This is a genomic window from Massilia terrae, from assembly GCF_024753145.1.
Classification (GTDB): domain Bacteria; phylum Pseudomonadota; class Gammaproteobacteria; order Burkholderiales; family Burkholderiaceae_D; genus Telluria; species Telluria terrae.
Map to the genome: position 1 here is coordinate 802,690 of NZ_JANUGU010000002.1, position 16,155 is coordinate 818,844.

At 64.2% G+C, this 16,155-nt stretch carries 12 protein-coding genes; 4 read left to right on the forward strand and 8 right to left on the reverse strand.

From position 1 onward, the window contains the following. Positions 1–7: 7 nt before the first annotated feature. Positions 8–913 (forward strand): type II secretion system F family protein, encoded by a 906-nt coding sequence (locus NX778_RS10840; RefSeq protein ID WP_370661323.1) that lies wholly within the window; start codon positions 8–10, stop codon positions 911–913. Here the strand turns inward: NX778_RS10840 and NX778_RS10845 are convergent. Next, positions 906–1,616: a response regulator gene (locus NX778_RS10845; RefSeq protein ID WP_258811736.1), complete on the reverse strand. Its 711-nt coding sequence runs from the start codon at positions 1,614–1,616 to the stop codon at positions 906–908. The two genes, NX778_RS10840 and NX778_RS10845, sit on opposite strands and share 8 nt — an antisense overlap. Continuing rightward, on the reverse strand, positions 1,613–3,268 hold the full coding sequence (locus tag NX778_RS10850; protein WP_258811737.1) for a sensor histidine kinase: 1,656 nt from the start codon (positions 3,266–3,268) through the stop codon (positions 1,613–1,615). The genes NX778_RS10845 and NX778_RS10850 overlap by 4 nt, the downstream gene beginning before the upstream one ends. 408 nt (positions 3,269–3,676) lie before the next feature. Between NX778_RS10850 and NX778_RS10855 the strand changes: the two genes are divergently transcribed. The 3 genes from NX778_RS10855 to NX778_RS10865 are packed head-to-tail and all read left to right on the forward strand — an operon-like array spanning position 3,677 to position 7,100. Then, positions 3,677–5,269, forward strand: a complete 1,593-nt coding sequence (locus NX778_RS10855) for a hypothetical protein (protein ID WP_258811738.1) — start codon at positions 3,677–3,679, stop codon at positions 5,267–5,269. A 22-nt stretch (positions 5,270–5,291) separates the two neighbouring features. Next, positions 5,292–6,059 carry a class I SAM-dependent methyltransferase gene (locus tag NX778_RS10860; protein WP_258811739.1) on the forward strand — a complete coding sequence of 256 codons (768 nt, stop codon included), beginning with the start codon at positions 5,292–5,294 and terminating at the stop codon, positions 6,057–6,059. A gap of 24 nt (positions 6,060–6,083) precedes the next feature. After that, complete coding sequence (locus tag NX778_RS10865; RefSeq protein ID WP_258811740.1) at positions 6,084–7,100, forward strand: glycosyltransferase family 2 protein; 1,017 nt, start codon at positions 6,084–6,086, stop codon at positions 7,098–7,100. Positions 7,101–7,157: 57 nt separating this feature from the next. Here NX778_RS10865 and NX778_RS10870 read toward each other — a convergent pair whose 3' ends face one another. The 6 genes from NX778_RS10870 to NX778_RS10895 all read right to left on the reverse strand — a co-directional run bounded on the left by NX778_RS10870 (position 7,158) and on the right by NX778_RS10895 (position 15,964). After that, complete coding sequence (locus tag NX778_RS10870) at positions 7,158–8,255, reverse strand: ribonucleotide-diphosphate reductase subunit beta (RefSeq protein WP_258811741.1); 1,098 nt, start codon at positions 8,253–8,255, stop codon at positions 7,158–7,160. A gap of 132 nt (positions 8,256–8,387) precedes the next feature. After that, positions 8,388–11,285, reverse strand: a complete 2,898-nt coding sequence (locus NX778_RS10875; RefSeq protein ID WP_258811742.1) for a ribonucleoside-diphosphate reductase subunit alpha — start codon at positions 11,283–11,285, stop codon at positions 8,388–8,390. Between the two features lie 505 nt (positions 11,286–11,790). Next, positions 11,791–13,224: a sigma-54-dependent transcriptional regulator gene (locus NX778_RS10880; RefSeq protein WP_258811743.1), complete on the reverse strand. Its 1,434-nt coding sequence runs from the start codon at positions 13,222–13,224 to the stop codon at positions 11,791–11,793. After that, positions 13,221–14,912, reverse strand: coding sequence for a sensor histidine kinase (locus NX778_RS10885; protein WP_258811744.1), 1,692 nt, complete (start codon positions 14,910–14,912; stop codon positions 13,221–13,223). Before NX778_RS10885 ends, NX778_RS10880 begins: the two co-directional genes overlap by 4 nt. A gap of 3 nt (positions 14,913–14,915) precedes the next feature. Further along, positions 14,916–15,164 carry a PP0621 family protein gene (locus NX778_RS10890; RefSeq protein WP_258811745.1) on the reverse strand — a complete coding sequence of 83 codons (249 nt, stop codon included), beginning with the start codon at positions 15,162–15,164 and terminating at the stop codon, positions 14,916–14,918. Beyond that, positions 15,161–15,964, reverse strand: coding sequence for a cytochrome C assembly family protein (locus NX778_RS10895; protein WP_258811746.1), 804 nt, complete (start codon positions 15,962–15,964; stop codon positions 15,161–15,163). The genes NX778_RS10890 and NX778_RS10895 overlap by 4 nt, the downstream gene beginning before the upstream one ends. Positions 15,965–16,155 lie beyond the last annotated feature (191 nt).

The window sequence follows — 16,155 nt, forward strand, 5'->3', positions numbered from 1 at the left end:
GATCGCCATGATGATTTTCGCCTTCCTCATTACCATTTCCGTGACAGCAGCACTCGCGGGCGTCTTCATGCTGGCACGCCAGCCGCGCATCCATCAGCGCATGAGCGTGCTTTACCAGCCGTCGGCCAGTCCCGGTTGGACCAATACCATGGCTCAGTTGGTGGGCCCCTTCGCCCGCCTGTCGCTGCCTGGCGAAGACTGGGAAACCTCGCCGCTCCGCCTGCGCTTCATCCATGCCGGAATCCGCCATCCGGACGCCAAGGCCATCTACTTCGGGCTGAAAACCGTATTGCCCCTGTTCGCCGGCGTGATTGCCTGGCTGGCGCTGCGCGAATCAGGCAGCAACTCGCTTGACGCGCTGTTCGGCATGTTGCTGGCGGCACTGATCGGGGTGTATACGCCCAACCTGGTGCTGGCCTGGTGGGTTCGCGTACGCCGGCGCGAGCTGTTCGAAGCCTTCCCGGACGCGGCCGACCTGATGCTGGTGTGCGTGGAGGCCGGGCACGGGCTGGACGGCGCCATGCAGCGCATTGCGGAGGAAATCCGGCACCGCAGCCTGGCCCTGGCGGAAGAGCTCTACCTGACCAACCTCGAGCTGCGCGCCGGCGCCGGGCGCGATCAAGCCTTGCGCAATTTGGCACGGCGTACCGGCATCGAGGAAGTCGGTGCGTTCGCCGCCATGCTGATCCAGGCAGACCGCTTCGGCACCAGCATCGGCGACTCGCTGCGTGTATTTTCCGACGACCTGCGCCACAAACGCCTCGTGCGCGCCGAAGAGCTGGCAGCAAAAGTGCCGACCAAGATGTTGCTACCGCTGGTGATCCTGGTGTTCCCGTCCGTGATCATGGTGATTCTGGGGCCCGCCATCATCACCATTATCCGCTCGATCCCGGCCATGCTCGGTATTAATTAGGCACCCCGGTCTCCGCTGTACCCAAGGGACGCGCCAGATTGTGGCGCGTCGCATACACGTAGAGTTCGAGCCGGGTCTTCACGTCCAGCTTGTGGTAGATGGTGGTCAGGTGGTTGCGCAGCGTATGGTCGGACATGAACAGGCGCTGCGCAATCGTCTTGTTCAGGCAATCGGCGTAGGCCACCACGGCATCGATCACGACCCGTTCGCGTCCCGTCAGCGAAGCATGCACGAGCTCCAGCGGATCGCGGGTGCGCGGCGCGGTCAGGCTGGCGAATACGCGGCTCATGGCCTCGCGGTCCAGCCACAGTTCGCCGTCGTAGGTTTTTTCGATGGCCTTGATCAGCACGTCGGCCGAGACGTCCTTGCCCAGCACCCCGCGGGCGCCCGCACGCACGGCCGCATCGAGCACGGGCTGGCGCCGCTCGCCGGTCAGGACCAGCGCACGCGACACGCCATTGTCGAGCATCGCCGGCAGATATTCGGCGGCGTTCTCGCCGGCCAGGTCGAGGTCGAGCAGGATCACGTCCGGCACCAGTGCCGCCGCCTTCTCGACGGCCTCGGCCGGTGTGCTGGCCGCGCCCACCACCTGCATGTGCGGTGTTGCCGTGTCGATCAGGCGCTCCAGGCCCCACAACAAAGTCTGGTGATCGTCGACCAGCATCACCCTGATGGGTATAGTTCTTTCAGTCACGGTATTCATATTGGTATCTCCACACGCACCGCTGTCGCGCTGCTTTCGCGGTGCACCCTTACCTGTCCCCCCAGCACGGCCGCACGCTGCCTGATCGAATGCGGAACGAAGGATGCAACCGGCTCCTTCGCCGCCGCATTGTCGATATCGATGTGCAGCATGCGGTCGGCCAGCCACACCTTGACGACGCCTTCGCGCGCCCCGGTATGCTTGCCAATATTGTTCAGTCCCTCGCGCACGATCTGTACCACCTCCGCTGCCAGCCGGTCGCCCAGCTCCATCCGATTCTGAACGTCGAGCCGCACGTCCATGCCATACCGTTCGCGCATCTGCACGGCCAGCCGCGCCAGCGCGCTACCGCACATGGATTGCGGCGGCGCGCCCTGGTCGCGCCGCGCCACACTGCCGGCGAAGTCGCGCAGTTCGGCGATCACCGACTGCACCATGGCCGCCAACGACTCCAGTTCAGGACCCAGCGGATTGTCCGGTGCGGCCTTGCAGCGCAGCGCCGCCAGTCCAAGCGCCAGGCCGATATAGGGCTGGATCGCGGTGTCGTGCAGGTTCAGGGCCAGGCGCTGGCGTTCGTCATTGACGGCTTCGGACGCGATCCTGTCCAGCAGCGCAACGTTCTCAACGACCGGCAATGCCTGCGCCACGGCCTGGGTCAGGAACAGCGCATCGCCGCGGGCGAAGGGCTGATGCGAGCGGCTCACGTAGATGCGGCCGGATTTGTCGGACAGGAGGACCGGCGCGCTGATGAAGCTGTCGGTCTCCAGCAGGTCGGCGATCCGCGCGCACGGCATCACGGCCAGGGTCTGCCAATGGCGGCGCTCGTTCGGATAGGACGCCAGCGGCATGGCCATGCGCCTTCGGCGGTAAAGCACGGTGCAATCCTGCGGCACGGTCAGGAAGGGCGCCGCCGCCTCGGCGCTGATCGGCTCGGGCGGCACCGACAGCGGGCTGCCGCCCTGCACCGTGCGCAGGCACCAGCCGTCGTCGGCGGACCCGACCACCAGCACGCATCGGTCAGCCGCGAAGTAGTTGCGGGTACGCTCCATCATCGAGGTAATCGTATGCTCGACGCCGAGGCGCGGATTGGCCGGTTGCGCGAGGGCCCGCAGCAGGCCGATGCGGCGCCGCATTTGCAGGCGCTGCTCTCCCAATTGCGCAATCAGGTAGCCAAGTGCGCAAATAAAGACCGTCTGCACAAATATCAGCGGCAGGTCGACCGTCGTGTAATCGTTTAACGTAGAGAAAACATAGGCAATGGCGGCAATGACGGCGGCTTTTGCTCCTTCGTCAAAACCATGGCGCAATCCCGCCGCGAGAATCACGAAGAAAAAGAAAAGGAAAAATAAACCGGTATCGAAATTACCGAGATTCAAAAAAAGAAAACACCACAGCAGATCGGCCCAATGCATGGCGCGCTGGAATGGCAAGTGAGCATCCGCCTCGGCCGCCATCAACAGGGCCAGCGCCGAGGCCGTGTAGGCCCCCAGCATGACCATCAAGGGAAGACCCGGCCGTACCACCGCGGCGGTAGCGGACAGAAAGGCTGCCAAGCCCAGTACGAGGCGGATGCGCGCGATGATTTTCTCATCGGCTGCGTCCGACTGCGTGGCAGCCGTAACGCTCTCGTGGCGGATCCAGAAGGCAGGCATAATGTTCGGCGAAATTTCTATTAATTAATTGAACACCAGAAATTGGAACTTTTCTGGATATTGCCGAGGGATGCTGATTCTGATTATAGGTGAGGTTGGTAATTTCCGGTAGATGAACACGATTGGATGAGTTGCATTTTTGCTCGACTTTATCCTTCTATTTCCTTAAAGAATAGAATGCTGCCGCCCGATATATTCTGAATTAGCATTATTTCATTTCAGCTATTTATTTCAAAAAGGAAGCATCGAGAAAAAGTTTCGGATATTTCGCTCAGGCAGAATGTCCGGTCCGCGGGACCGTCAAAACAGTCCGTTTGTACTAGCCGAAGCAGGGCATCTGGATGATGCATTTGAGGTGATGGCCGATTTATAGTCGTTCTTGAGAACATGATCGGGGAGCGCTTGAGAATGATCACGGACCGGGCCAAGAAATGGTATTCGGGGATGCCGGACCAGGGCGTGGGCACGGCTCCGACACGGATGACCGTTATCGCGCTGCTCGACAAGACGCGCCTGATCCTTTGCCTGATCTTCCTGCTGGTGCTGGCGTCGCTGCCACTGGTCGACCCCGACTACTTCTGGCACCTCAAGACCGGCGAGTACATTGTCGCCAACCGAGCACTGCCGTCGGGCGACATCTTTTCGTACACCCGCCTGGGCCAGCATTGGACGCTGCATGAATGGCTGTTTGAAGTGCTGCTGTATGGCGTCTTTTCCGCCTGGGGCACAGTCGGCGTCAAGCTCCTGACCGCCGCGCTGTTGATTGTTCCGCTCGGCTTACTCATTGCCATCGCGCAGCGCGTCTCGCGCCATGCCGGCGCCGCGATGGGGGTGGCGATGCTCGCCTTGATCCCGTTGCTGGGCGGTATTTCACCACGGCCCCAGCTCCTCACCTACGCACTGTTCACCGTCTATCTGTCCGGTTTGTTGAGCTTCAAATACTGCCAAGCGAAAATTTCTCTGTTCATCATGCCGGCCCTCATGATCGTGTGGGTCAATGCCCATGGCGGTTTTGCCATCGGGATCGCCCTGCTTGGCCTATTCACGACGTGTGAATGGCTGACGTACTGGATGGCAGGGGCGGATGATCCGGTGCAGCGGCTGCGCCTGCTACGACTGACAACAGTAGGGATCGCCACCGTCCTCGCGAGCCTCGCCAGCCCCGGATTATTCTCGCACTGGCTGTACCCCTTCCAGGTGCTCGGCATGACGGCCAATCAGGTGATCTCGGAATGGCAGAGCCCCAATTTCCATGATCTCGGCAACACCGTCTACCTCCTGCTCGTCCTGGTCTTTTTCGCGGCCTATGCCTACGCCGGACGCCGCCCCGATGCGACGGAGTTGATCGTGCCGTGCTGTTTCATGTTCGCCGGCTTCCTGGCCTCGCGCCACACGCCGCTGGCGGCGCTCGCCCTCACGCCGTTCGCCGCGCGGGCGCTTGCCAGTGGCGCCATCCCGGCGATCGCCGCCGCATGGGAGCGCTCGCGGCTGGCACGCTGGTATCGCAAACGCGGGCTCGCCCGGGAACTGGGGCGCACCGAATTTGCGTTGAACTGGCTGGTACTGCTGGCGGTGCTGGCTGTCCTTGCCAGCTACGCGCCGACCTTCCAGGCAAGGGAGCAAGCGCGGGCGAAACAGGTGCTGCCGATTGGCGCCGCGGATTTTGTGCTGGCACACGGGATCACGGGGAAAATGTTCAATAACTATGACAACGGCGGCTACCTGATCTACCGGCTCGCCCCCGCGCGGAAGGTCCTGATTGATGGCCGCGCCGACGTCTACGGAGACCAGTTCATTGCCGATTTTCTCGATATCTACAATGGAAGGGCCAACTGGAAAGAAAAATTCGACAAGCTGGCGATCGATTACGCCATCCTTGGCAAGGACGCGCCGATCAGGCAGCTGCTGAAAGCCGATTCCGCTTTCAAAGAAGTTTTTTTCGACCAGCACTTTTCGGTCTTGCTGCGCAACCCAGCGGCGCGGGATTCCGCAGCGCCTTGATTCCAAGTCAGAAGGGAACGTCATGGCTTCCGAACTCGAACTGGTCGCACTGCAAGAAACCCTCTACCGCTCCGCCAATCCGACCCGGCGCTGGCTGCACTGTACGCGCCGAGACTGGATCATCGATGCGCTGCGCCACAACGCGGCCCCGGCACGACAGCGTGCGCTGGAAGTTGGCCCTGGCTCCGGAGTCTACCTGCCGACGCTGGCAACCATGTTTGCCGAAGTCGTCGCAAGCGATATCGAGTCCGCTTACCTGAAGCACGCCGCCCCGATGCGTACGCGACAACCGAATTTGCAATTGCTGGAAGACGATATCTGCAACTCCACCATGCCGCCCCACAGCTTCGACCTGATCCTGTGTACCGAAGTGATCGAACACATTCGCGATTCGGCGGCGGCCCTGGCCGGGATGCGCCGCCTGCTCAAGCCTGGCGGCGTGCTGCTGCTGTCGACGCCGCAGCGCTACAGCCCCCTCGAGCTCACTGCCAGGATCGCATTCCTTCCCGGCGTGATCCAGCTGGTGCGGCGCATCTACCGCGAGCCGATTTTGGAAACTGGGCACATCAACCTGATGACCGCAGCCACCGTACGGCGCCAGCTCAGCGATGCCGGCTTCAGCGTCGAGCAACAGCACCAGTCCGGCCTGTATGTCCCGCTGCTCGCCGAGTTCGGCGGCGCATTGGCCTTGCGCCTCGAACGGCTGCTGGAGCGCCGCCTGCGAGGCGGCGTCGCCGGCGGATTGTTGTGGACCCAATATTACATCGCCCGTGCAGCGTCATGCTGCTGAGCACTGATGGCCAAGGAGCGAACCATGCCGCTCGACGAAACTGAAACAAGGAGTACTCCCGCGCCCATCCAGTCGCTATCGGTGATCGTGCCGGCGTACAACGAGCAGGAAGTGCTGCCTGAATTTTATCGCCGCCTCTGTGAGGTGTTCGCCGGTCTGGACATGAAGTGCGAGGTCATCTTCGTCAACGACGGCAGCACCGACCGCACGCTTGAAATCATTAGCGGCCTATACCGTTGCGATGCTCGCGTGAGCCTGGTCGATCTCAGCAGGAACTTCGGCAAGGAGATTGCGCTTGCCGCCGGCCTCGATCATGCTGACGGGGATGCCGTGATCGTGATCGACGCCGATCTGCAGGATCCGCCGGAACTGATCCCGGAACTTGTTTCACACTGGCGGGCCGGTTATGACGTCGTGTACGCCCAGCGTATTTGCCGCGATGGCGAAAGTATCGCCAAGAAAACCACCGCCTACCTGTTCTACAGGCTGCTACAGAAAGTATGCCGGGTCCGAGTACCCGAGGACACAGGCGACTTTCGCTTGCTGAGCCGGCGCGCCGTCGAGGCAATGCGCCAGCTACGGGAACAGCATCGCTTCATGAAAGGCTTGTTCGCCTGGATCGGATTTCCGCAAAAGCCCGTGCCCTATCGGCGCGACCCACGGTTCGCGGGCAAGAGCAAATGGAATTACTGGAACCTGTGGAACTTCGCGCTGGAAGGGATCACGTCGTTCAGCTGCGGGCCGCTCAAAGTTGCCACCTACATCGGCTTGTTGACCGCGTTTGGCGCCTTCGGGTACGGCTTTTACATGATGATACGAACCCTGCTGTTCGGGAATCCAGTGCCCGGCTATCCATCGCTGGTCGTGATCATCCTGTTTCTCGGTGGCGTGCAACTGCTCAGCATCGGGATTATCGGTGAATATCTCGCCCGCATGTTCGACGAGAGCAAGCACCGGCCGCTCTATCTGTTGAAGAACTACCTGTCCGCGCCCGGATCGATGCATCCCAACATGGGCGCCCGTCGGGGACAGACCCACTGAGCAAAAAAAAAAAAGAACCTCCGCGGAGGCTCTTTTTCCGTTCCTTGCAAATGCAGCTCAATCCCAGTTCAGCGCACCGCCCGTCTGGTATTCGGTCACGCGCGTCTCGAAGAAATTGCGCTCCTTCTTCAGGTCGATCATCTCGCTCATCCACGGGAACGGGTTTTCCTCGTTCGGGAACAGCGGATCGAGGCCGATCTGGACGGCGCGGCGGTTGGCGATGAAGCGCAGGTAGCTCTTGAACATCGGCGCGTTCAGGCCCAGCACGCCGCGCGGCATGGTGTCTTCGGCGTAGCGGTATTCGAGTTCGACGGCCTGCAGGAACAGCTGCTTGATCTCTTCGCGGAATTCCGCGGTCCACAGCTGCGGATTTTCCATCTTGATCGTGTTGATCAGGTCGATGCCGAAATTGCAGTGCATCGACTCGTCGCGCAGGATGTACTGGTACTGCTCGGCGGCGCCGGTCATCTTGTTCTGGCGGCCCAGCGCCAGGATCTGGGTGAAGCCGACGTAGAAGAACAGGCCTTCCATCAGGCAGGCGAACACGATCACCGAACGCAGCAGCTTCTGGTCGTTTTCGATGGTGCCGGTCTTGAACTCGGGGTCGTTGATGACCTCGATGAACGGGATCAGGAACTGGTCCTTGTCGCGGATCGACGGGATCTCGTTGTAGGCGTTGAAGATCTCCTTCTCGTCCAGGCCGAGCGACTCGACGATGTACTGGTAGGCGTGGGTGTGGATCGCCTCCTCGAAGGCCTGGCGCAGCAGGTACTGGCGGCACTCCGGCGCCGTGATGTGGCGGTAGGTGCCCAGCACGATGTTGTTGGCGGCCAGCGAGTCGGCGGTCACGAAGAAGCCCAGGTTGCGCTTGACGAGGCGGCGCTCGTCTTCGCTCAGGCCGTTGGGGCTCTTCCACAGCTCGATGTCGCGCTGCATGTTCACTTCCTGCGGCATCCAGTGGTTGGCGCAGCCGGCCAGGTATTTGTCCCAGGCCCACTTGTACTTGAACGGCACCAGCTGGTTGACGTCGGTCTTCGCGTTGATGATGCGCTTGTCGTCGGCGTTCACGCGCTTGGCGATATCGGCGGCGCTGGCGGTTTCGGATGCCGGCGCGGCCGGCGTGCTCGTTACTTCATCATCCCATGACAACGACATACTGGTTTCCTCTTTATTGTTAGCGTTTGAATCGTCGTCCCCGCGCAGGCGGGGACCCATAGGCCGCGTGAATATTGGCTCAGCATGGGTTCCCGCCTGCGCGGGAACGACGTGCTATCTGTAACTGATGTTTTACTGGCAGGCTTCGCACTCGTCGAAGCCGGCGTCGCCCGGACGCAGGTAGCAGGCCGCGCCTTCCACGATCGCCGCTTCCGCTGCCGGAGCCGCAGGCGCTGCCGGCGCCGCAGGAGCGGCAGACAGCCCGCCCGACACCGGCACCGCGTTCAGCGCGCCGGTGCGCACGGTCGACTTCTCCATGTGCGTCGCCGCGATGGTACGCAGGTAGTAGGTGGTCTTCAGGCCGCGCAGCCATGCGTGCTTATAGGTCTCGTCCAGCTTCTTGCCCGATGCGCCGGCCATGTAGATGTTCAGCGACTGGGCCTGGTCGATCCACTTCTGGCGGCGCGAGGCGGCGTCCACCAGCCACTTCGGCTCGATTTCGAACGCGGTCGCGTACAGGTCGCGCAGGTCGTCCGGCACGCGGTCGATCTTGGACAGGGTGCCGTCGAAGTATTTCAGGTCGGCGATCATCACCTCGTCCCACAGGCCGCGCGCTTTCAGGTCGCGCACCAGGAAGGCGTTGATCTCGGTGAATTCGCCCGACAGGTTCGACTTCACGTACAGGTTCTGGAAGGTCGGCTCGATGCAGGCCGAGACCCCGATGATGTTCGAGATGGTCGCGGTCGGCGCGATCGCCACGCAGTTCGAGTTGCGCATGCCGAACTTCCTGATACGCTCGCGAACCAGGTTCCAGTTCATGGTCTCGCTGGTGTCCTGCTCCAGGTAGCCGCCGCGCTCTTCCGCCAGCAGCTTGATCGAGTCCAGCGGCAGGATGCCGCGATCCCACAGCGAACCTTCGTACGACTGGTAGCGGCCACGTTCTTCGGCCAGCTCGGTCGAGGCCAGGTAGGCGTAGTAGCACACCGCTTCCATCGACTGGTCGGCGAACTGCACCGCTTTTTCCGACGCGAACGGCACGCGCATCATGTGCAGGCAGTCCTGGTGGCCCATGATGCCCAGGCCGACCGGACGGTGGCGCAGGTTCGAGTTCTTCGCCTTGTCGACGGCGTAGTAGTTGATGTCGATGACGTTGTCCAGCATGCGCATCGCGGTGCGCACGGTCTTCTGCAGCTTGGCCAGGTCCAGGCCATCGCCCTTCATGTGGGCCGGCAGGTTGACCGAACCCAGGTTGCAGACCGCGATCTCTTCATCGTTGGTGTTCAGCGTGATCTCGGTGCACAGGTTCGACGAGTGCACCACGCCGACGTGCTGCTGCGGCGAGCGGATGTTGCACGGATCCTTGAAGGTGATCCACGGGTGGCCGGTTTCGAACAGCATCGACAGCATCTTGCGCCACAGGTCCAGCGCCTGCACCTTCTTGAAGACGCGCAGTTCGCCGCGTGCCGCCTTGGCTTCGTACGCGGTGTAGGCCTGCTCGAAGGCCTTGCCGACCAGGTCGTGCAGGTCCGGGCACTCGGACGGAGTGAACAGGGTCCACTCGCCCTTCTCCATCACGCGCTTCATGAACAGGTCCGGAATCCAGTTCGCGGTGTTCATGTCGTGGGTGCGGCGGCGGTCGTCGCCGGTGTTCTTGCGCAGGTCGAGGAATTCCTCGATGTCCATGTGCCAGGTTTCCAGGTAGGCGCACACCGCGCCCTTGCGCTTGCCGCCCTGGTTGACCGCGACCGCGGTGTCGTTCACCACCTTCAGGAACGGCACCACGCCCTGCGATTTGCCGTTGGTGCCCTTGATGCGCGAGCCGAGCGCGCGCACCGGGGTCCAGTCGTTACCGAGGCCGCCGGCGAATTTCGACAGCAGCGCGTTTTCCTTGATCGCGTCGTAGATGCCTTCCAGGTCGTCGCTGACGGTGGTCAGGTAGCACGAGGACAGCTGCGAGCGGCGGGTGCCCGAGTTGAACAGGGTCGGGGTCGAGCTCATGAAGTCGAAGGTCGACAGCAGGTTGTAGAACTCGATCGCGCGCGCTTCGCGGTCTTCCTCGCGCAGGGCCAGGCCCATCGCGACGCGCATGTAGAAGGCCTGCGGCATCTCGATGCGGGTCTCGCGGATGTGCAGGAAGTAGCGGTCATACAGGGTCTGCAGGCCGATGTAGCCGAACTGCAGGTCGCGGTCGGCGACGATGGCCTTGGCCAGGCGCTGCAGGTCGTACTTGCCCAGCTCTTCGTCCAGCAGCTCGGCGTCGATGCCCTTGGCGATGTACTTCGGGAAGTAGCTGATGTATTCGGCGGCGGCTTCGGCCTGCGCGACTTCCTTCTCGAAGATCTCCTTGCGGATCGAGTGCAGCAGGATGCGCGCGGTGACCTGGCTGTAGGCCGGGTCTTTTTCCATCAGCGCGCGCGCGGCCAGCACGGCCGACTTGTGCAGCTCTTCGACCGGCACGCCGTCGTACAGGTTCTTCAGGGTCTCGGACAGGATGGCGTCGGCGTCGACATGCTTTTCCAGGCCGGCGCAGGCGGCGCCGATCAGGCCCACCACGTCATTCATGTTCAGCGGCTTCTTCACGCCGCCGTCGATCACGTGGATCTGCGGCGCTTGCGGCGCGGCGGTGCCGGCGGCTTCCTTGGCGGCGCGGCGTTCTTCGATGCGCTTGGCGCGGTACAGCACGTACTCGCGCGCGACTTCATGCTCGCCCGAGCGCATCAGCGACAGTTCGACCTGGTCCTGCACGTCCTCGATGTGGAAGGTGCCGCCGTTCGGCTGGCGGCGCACCAGCGCAGCGACCACGTTGTGGGTCAGCTGCTCGACCAGGTCGCGCACGCGCGCCGACACCTGGCCCTGCTCCGGACCGACGGCCAGGAAGGCCTTGGTCATCGCGACCGAGATCTTCGACGGCTCGAAGGCCACCACGGCGCCGTTGCGGCGGATGATGCGGTAGTCGCCGCTGGCCACGAGCGCCGCGGCGTCGTTCCCCTGGACCTGCTGGGCATTGGTCGAAATATCTGCTGTTTGCATTGAACCTCCACGAAGGGCTTGCAGTGGTCTGCCGCCGTTTTGTTTTTCAGTCGGGCGCCCGCCAGGGCAACCCGTCGACAAATTAAAAAGCAAAAAATACCCCATCCAACCGTTTGAGCCGGGTTGGCAAAACGATAAGTATGTGGATTGATTTCGCAAGCTTCGCCGCCAGCCGGGCCACCCATCCCGTTGTCATAAAACGTTTCCGGTGTCCTAGTCTGGCTGCTGCTCGTTCTACTATATCTAGTGAGGAGCCTTAAGTTGAGACTAATTGTAGTACCTGCCCGAGGCAGCCGCAAGCGGTGTCTTGATTCCAGAAATCAAATTTTTTTGGACTTAATGCTTGACATTCTTCAAGCCGGAAACGATGCCCGATGGCCGGTGAGTGAGTACTAACATGCAGTTCAATTTCTGGTGGGCATTTGCATTGACAAGCGGGGATGGATCCTGTGTGCGCTGGCGAAAAGGCAACACATTTTGCCTACACTTTGCGACAACAGTTTGACTAGCCTTCCGGCGCCTGGATCCCGAGCTTCTGGATCTGGTAGCGCAGCTGGCGCACGCTGATGCCGAGCAGGCTGGCGGCCTGGGTGCGGTTGAACTGGGTCTGGTTCAGCGCGCGCTGGATGATGTCGCGCTCGATCTGGCTCAGGTACTCGGGCAGGTTGCCGGGCAGCGGACCGGTGTCGGCGGCCGGTGCGGGCGCGGCCGGTTCGGGCACGGGTGTCATGACAGCGGGGGCGGCGGGGGGCGGCGGCGCCACGGCCGCCGGCGCCGGGTCGGCCGGGCGCGCAGCCTTCAGCTGCAGGTCCTGCACTTCGATCACGCCATCGTTGGCGAAGGCCAGCGCGCGTTCCAGCACGTTCTCCAGTTCGCGCACATTGCCGGGGAAGGAATAGGCGCGCAGCGCATCGAGCACGCCAGGACCCAGCGCCGCGTGCTGGCCCGGCCCGGCCAGGCGCGCCAGGATCGCCGCGCACAGCAGCGGCAGGTCGTCCAGCCGTTCGCGCAGCGGCGGCAGGCGCAGCTCGATCACGTTCAGGCGATAGAACAGGTCCTGCCGGAAGCGGCCCTGCTCGACGCAGCGCGCCAGGTCCTGGTGGGTGGCGCTGACGATGCGCACGTCGACCGGCTCCTCGCTGGTGGCGCCGATCTTGCGCACGCGCCGCTCCTGGATCGCGCGCAGCAGCTTGACCTGCATCGGCAGCGGCAGGTCCGCCACCTCGTCCAGCATCAGCGTGCCGCCGTTCGCGGCCTGGAAGAAGCCCTCGCGCTCCTCGGCCGCGCCGGTGAAGGCGCCCTTGCGGTAGCCGAAGAACTCGGCCTCCATCAGCGCCTCGGGAATCGCGCCGCAATTCACCGCGACGAAGGGCTTGGCCGCGCGCGAGCTTTGCGCGTGGATCTCGCGCGCTGCCAGCTCCTTGCCGCTGCCCGATTCGCCGGTGATCGAGATCGGCGCCATCGAGCGCGCCAGCCGGCCGATCTGGGCGCGCAGGCCCTGCATCGCGGGCGACTCGCCGATCAGGCGCGACGCTTCGGCGGCGTCCTGCCCCGCGCCCGGCGCCTCGGCCTCGGACAGGCGCAGCGCCGAGCGCACCATGATGCGCAGGTCTTCCAGCACCACCGGCTTGGTGACGTAGTCGAAGGCGCCGGCCTTGAGCGCGACCACCGCGTTCTCGGCGCTGCCGTAGGCGGTGACCACCGCGATCGGCGTGTTCTTGTGGTTGGTGTTCACCTCGCGCACCAGCTCCAGGCCCAGGCCGTCCGGCAGCCGCATGTCGGTCAGCACCAGCGCGTACTGGTGCTGGGCGAGCCGCGCGCGCGCCTCGGCCACCGTGGCCGCGCTGTCCACGTCCATCCCCATCTTCAGCAGCGTGATCTCGAGCAGCTCGCGCAGGTCGGCCTCATCGTCGACGACCAGGATGCGGGGTGAACTCATTGGATGGATTCTCCGTTGTCGGCGCGCGCCGGGTTTGGCACCGGCTGCGCGAAGGTGATGACGAAGCGGCCGGTGGCGCGGCGCGGCCCCAGCCCGGTGTTCTCGAAGCGGTATTCGTAGTCGAGCATCGCCTCGTTGTTCAGGCACAGCTCGCGCGCCAGGTACAGGCCCAGGCCGGTGCCCTTGCTGGACGTGGTGTAGAAGGGTTCGAACAGGTGGGCCCGCACTTCGGGCGTGATGCCGGGGCCGTCGTCCTGCACATGCAGCTCGCGCCGCCCGACCGGATCGAGCACGGTGAACAGGCGGATGCTCGCCGGCTTGCCGCTGGCGTAGCGGATCGCGTTATTGAGCAGGTTGAGCAGCACTTCGCGCAGGTGCAGGGGATCGAAGCGCACCGCCGCATCGGGCGCCGCGCTGATCCACAACATGTCCTCGGCCAGGCCATGGGTCTCGGAGAATTCCGCCTTCAGCTCGGACAGGAAGCCGCCCAGCAGCACCGGATCGCCGTTCGGTTGCGCCTTGCGCGACAGCTGCAGGATGTCCTCCACCATGCGGTTCACGCGCGCCACGTTGTCGCCGACGATCTTCAGCAGGCGCACCTCGGCCGGGCCGTGCAGGTCCTCGGCCAGCAGCGCGGTGGCGTGGCCGATCGCCGACAGCGGGTTGCGCACTTCGTGGGCGATGCTGGCGGTCAGGCGGCCCATCGAGGCCAGCTTCAGGTCCTGCGCCTGGTTCTCGATCGCGCTCACGTCCTGCATGAACACCACGCTGCGGCCGGCCGCCTGGTCCGGCGTCTCGACGCGCGCGAAGCGCAGCTTCAGGTGCGAGGCCCGGCCCAGGCGTCCGCGCCCGTGCGGCGAGCCCTCCTCGTTCCAGGGCTTGACGTTCACGTACACCGCGCCGTCGCGCGCCTCGTTCAGCCAGGCCGAGAAAGCCTGCGCCAGCGGGGCCAGCGCGCTCACCTCGGCCAGCTTGAAGTCGGTCGCATCATCGTCCAGCCCCAGCATGCGGCGCGCCGCCGGATTGCCGGCGAAGACCGTGCCGTCGCGCCCGACCACCAGGATGCCGTCGCCGACGTCGGCGATCACGATCTGGTTGATCGCCTGCTGGATCTTGAGGTCGGCGCCGCGCTGGGCCGCCAGTTCTTCCTGCTTGATCAGGCGCGCCGCCAGCCGGCCCACCACCAGCACCACCGCGAAGAAGCCGGCGCCGTACATGCCGGCCTGGCGGATGGTCGCGTCGCCATCGGAGGTGAGCACGTTCCAGGTCGATTCACCGAGCAGGAACAGGGTCGCGATCGAGGCCGAGAACAGGGCCAGCACCAGCGGCGCGAGGATGGCGGCGCCGGCCAGCGGGAACAGGTACAGGATGGCCAGGCCGCCGCGCGCGCTGCCGGCGGCCAGGTAAAGCAGCGAGATGCCGGCCAGGTCGACCGCGATCTGGACGCTGACCTGGACCAGGAAGCGCCGCCGCCAGTAGCTGGTCAGCGCCGTGAACCCGAGCGCGCAAGCGAGGTAGGCGGCGCCGGTCTTGGCGAACAGCGCGCCGGTGGGCGGGCGTTCGGCGTTGGAGGACAGGCCGATCCAGGCCAGCAGCACCAGCGCGATCACCACGCGCGTGACGTTCATCGTCTGCAGCGAACGCCACAAGGCCTCGCGCGACTCCTCGGACAGCGCCAGCCGGGTCATCGGTCAGTGCGAGGGCAGGCGCGCGTGAGCCGGGCTGCAGAAATCGCGCCCGTCGGCGCGCACCGCTTCGGAGGCGGGGAAGTACATGCCGCAGTGCGCGCAGCAGGCCATGCTTTCGGCCTCGGCCTGCGCGGCCGGGGCCGGGCCGGGTGCGCGCCGCGCCGGCGGGCGCGGCGCGGCCTCGCGGAACTTGCTGCGCAAGGCCATCACAACCAGCACGATGAAGCCAATCCAGAACAGCAGGCGGGTCATACGAAACTCCTGTGCAGCACCACCTCGAACACGAAGCGGCTGCCGATATAGGCCAGGGCCAGCGTGGCGAAGCCGGCCAGGGTGAAGCGCAGCGCGGTCTTGCCGCGCCAGCCGCGCCAGCGGCGTCCGGCCAGCAGCGCCGCGAACAGCACCCAGGACAGCAGCGCGAACACGATCTTGTGGGTGAAGCGCATGGCCTGGCCGAACAGCTCCTCGGAAAACACGATCCCGGACAGCACCGTAAAACTGAGCAGCACGAAGCCGATCCAGATCAGGCGGAACAGCAGCTTTTCCATGGTCAGCAGGGCCGGCAGCTGGTCGAGCGCGCTGCCCAGCCAGCCGCTGCCGCCGGTGCGCGCGTGCAGGCGCGATTCCTGCAGCGCCATCAGCACCGCATGGAAGGCGGCGATGGTCATGGTGCTGTAGGCCAGCACCGCGACCGCAAGATGCCAGCCGAAGGCGGGCGACTGGTTCTGCAGTACCACCAGGGTGCCGGGGAACAGGACCGGCAGCAGCGCCGAGGCGCAGGCGGACGGCATCACCAGCCGGCGCAGGCCGTCGAGCGAGAAGTTGCGGTTTTCGATCCAGTAGGCCGCGACTGAGATCCACAGGGCGGCCGACAGCATGACGGCGAAGCCGACCCGCACCGCGCCGGGCGCGAGCGTGTCATGCCACATGGCGGCGCCGTGGCACACCCAGGCCAGCGCGGTCACTCCCGAGATGAGCGCGCCGCGCCGCGAGGGCAACACGGCGCATATCGCGTACAGCAGGGCTGCGGCGAAGAAAAGATAGGTCTGCATAGGCGCCAAGTCTACACCATCGGACATGGCTGGGTCAGGGGGCGGGACGCCATTTTGATGAGTGCGAAGACGGCGACGCTATCTATATAGTTACCCCCCAACGTCGTCCCCGCTCAGGCGGGGACCCATGGACGCGCTGCGTTGTCGAACATCAGCCGCCAGCCGGCATGCTCAGCATGGGTCCCCGCCTT

What these genes read in the sequence shown, in the direction of transcription:
- NX778_RS10840 (WP_370661323.1), top strand. Translation starts at nt 8, where the DNA reads ATGATGATTTTCGCCTTCCTCATTACCATTTCCGTGACAGCAGCACTC.
- NX778_RS10845 (WP_258811736.1), bottom strand. Translation starts at nt 1,616, where the DNA reads ATGAATACCGTGACTGAAAGAACTATACCCATCAGGGTGATGCTGGTC.
- NX778_RS10850 (WP_258811737.1), bottom strand. Translation starts at nt 3,268, where the DNA reads ATGCCTGCCTTCTGGATCCGCCACGAGAGCGTTACGGCTGCCACGCAG.
- NX778_RS10855 (WP_258811738.1), top strand. Translation starts at nt 3,677, where the DNA reads ATGATCACGGACCGGGCCAAGAAATGGTATTCGGGGATGCCGGACCAG.
- NX778_RS10860 (WP_258811739.1), top strand. Translation starts at nt 5,292, where the DNA reads ATGGCTTCCGAACTCGAACTGGTCGCACTGCAAGAAACCCTCTACCGC.
- NX778_RS10865 (WP_258811740.1), top strand. Translation starts at nt 6,084, where the DNA reads ATGCCGCTCGACGAAACTGAAACAAGGAGTACTCCCGCGCCCATCCAG.
- NX778_RS10870 (WP_258811741.1), bottom strand. Translation starts at nt 8,255, where the DNA reads ATGTCGTTGTCATGGGATGATGAAGTAACGAGCACGCCGGCCGCGCCG.
- NX778_RS10875 (WP_258811742.1), bottom strand. Translation starts at nt 11,285, where the DNA reads ATGCAAACAGCAGATATTTCGACCAATGCCCAGCAGGTCCAGGGGAAC.
- NX778_RS10880 (WP_258811743.1), bottom strand. Translation starts at nt 13,224, where the DNA reads ATGAGTTCACCCCGCATCCTGGTCGTCGACGATGAGGCCGACCTGCGC.
- NX778_RS10885 (WP_258811744.1), bottom strand. Translation starts at nt 14,912, where the DNA reads ATGACCCGGCTGGCGCTGTCCGAGGAGTCGCGCGAGGCCTTGTGGCGT.
- NX778_RS10890 (WP_258811745.1), bottom strand. Translation starts at nt 15,164, where the DNA reads ATGACCCGCCTGCTGTTCTGGATTGGCTTCATCGTGCTGGTTGTGATG.
- NX778_RS10895 (WP_258811746.1), bottom strand. Translation starts at nt 15,964, where the DNA reads ATGCAGACCTATCTTTTCTTCGCCGCAGCCCTGCTGTACGCGATATGC.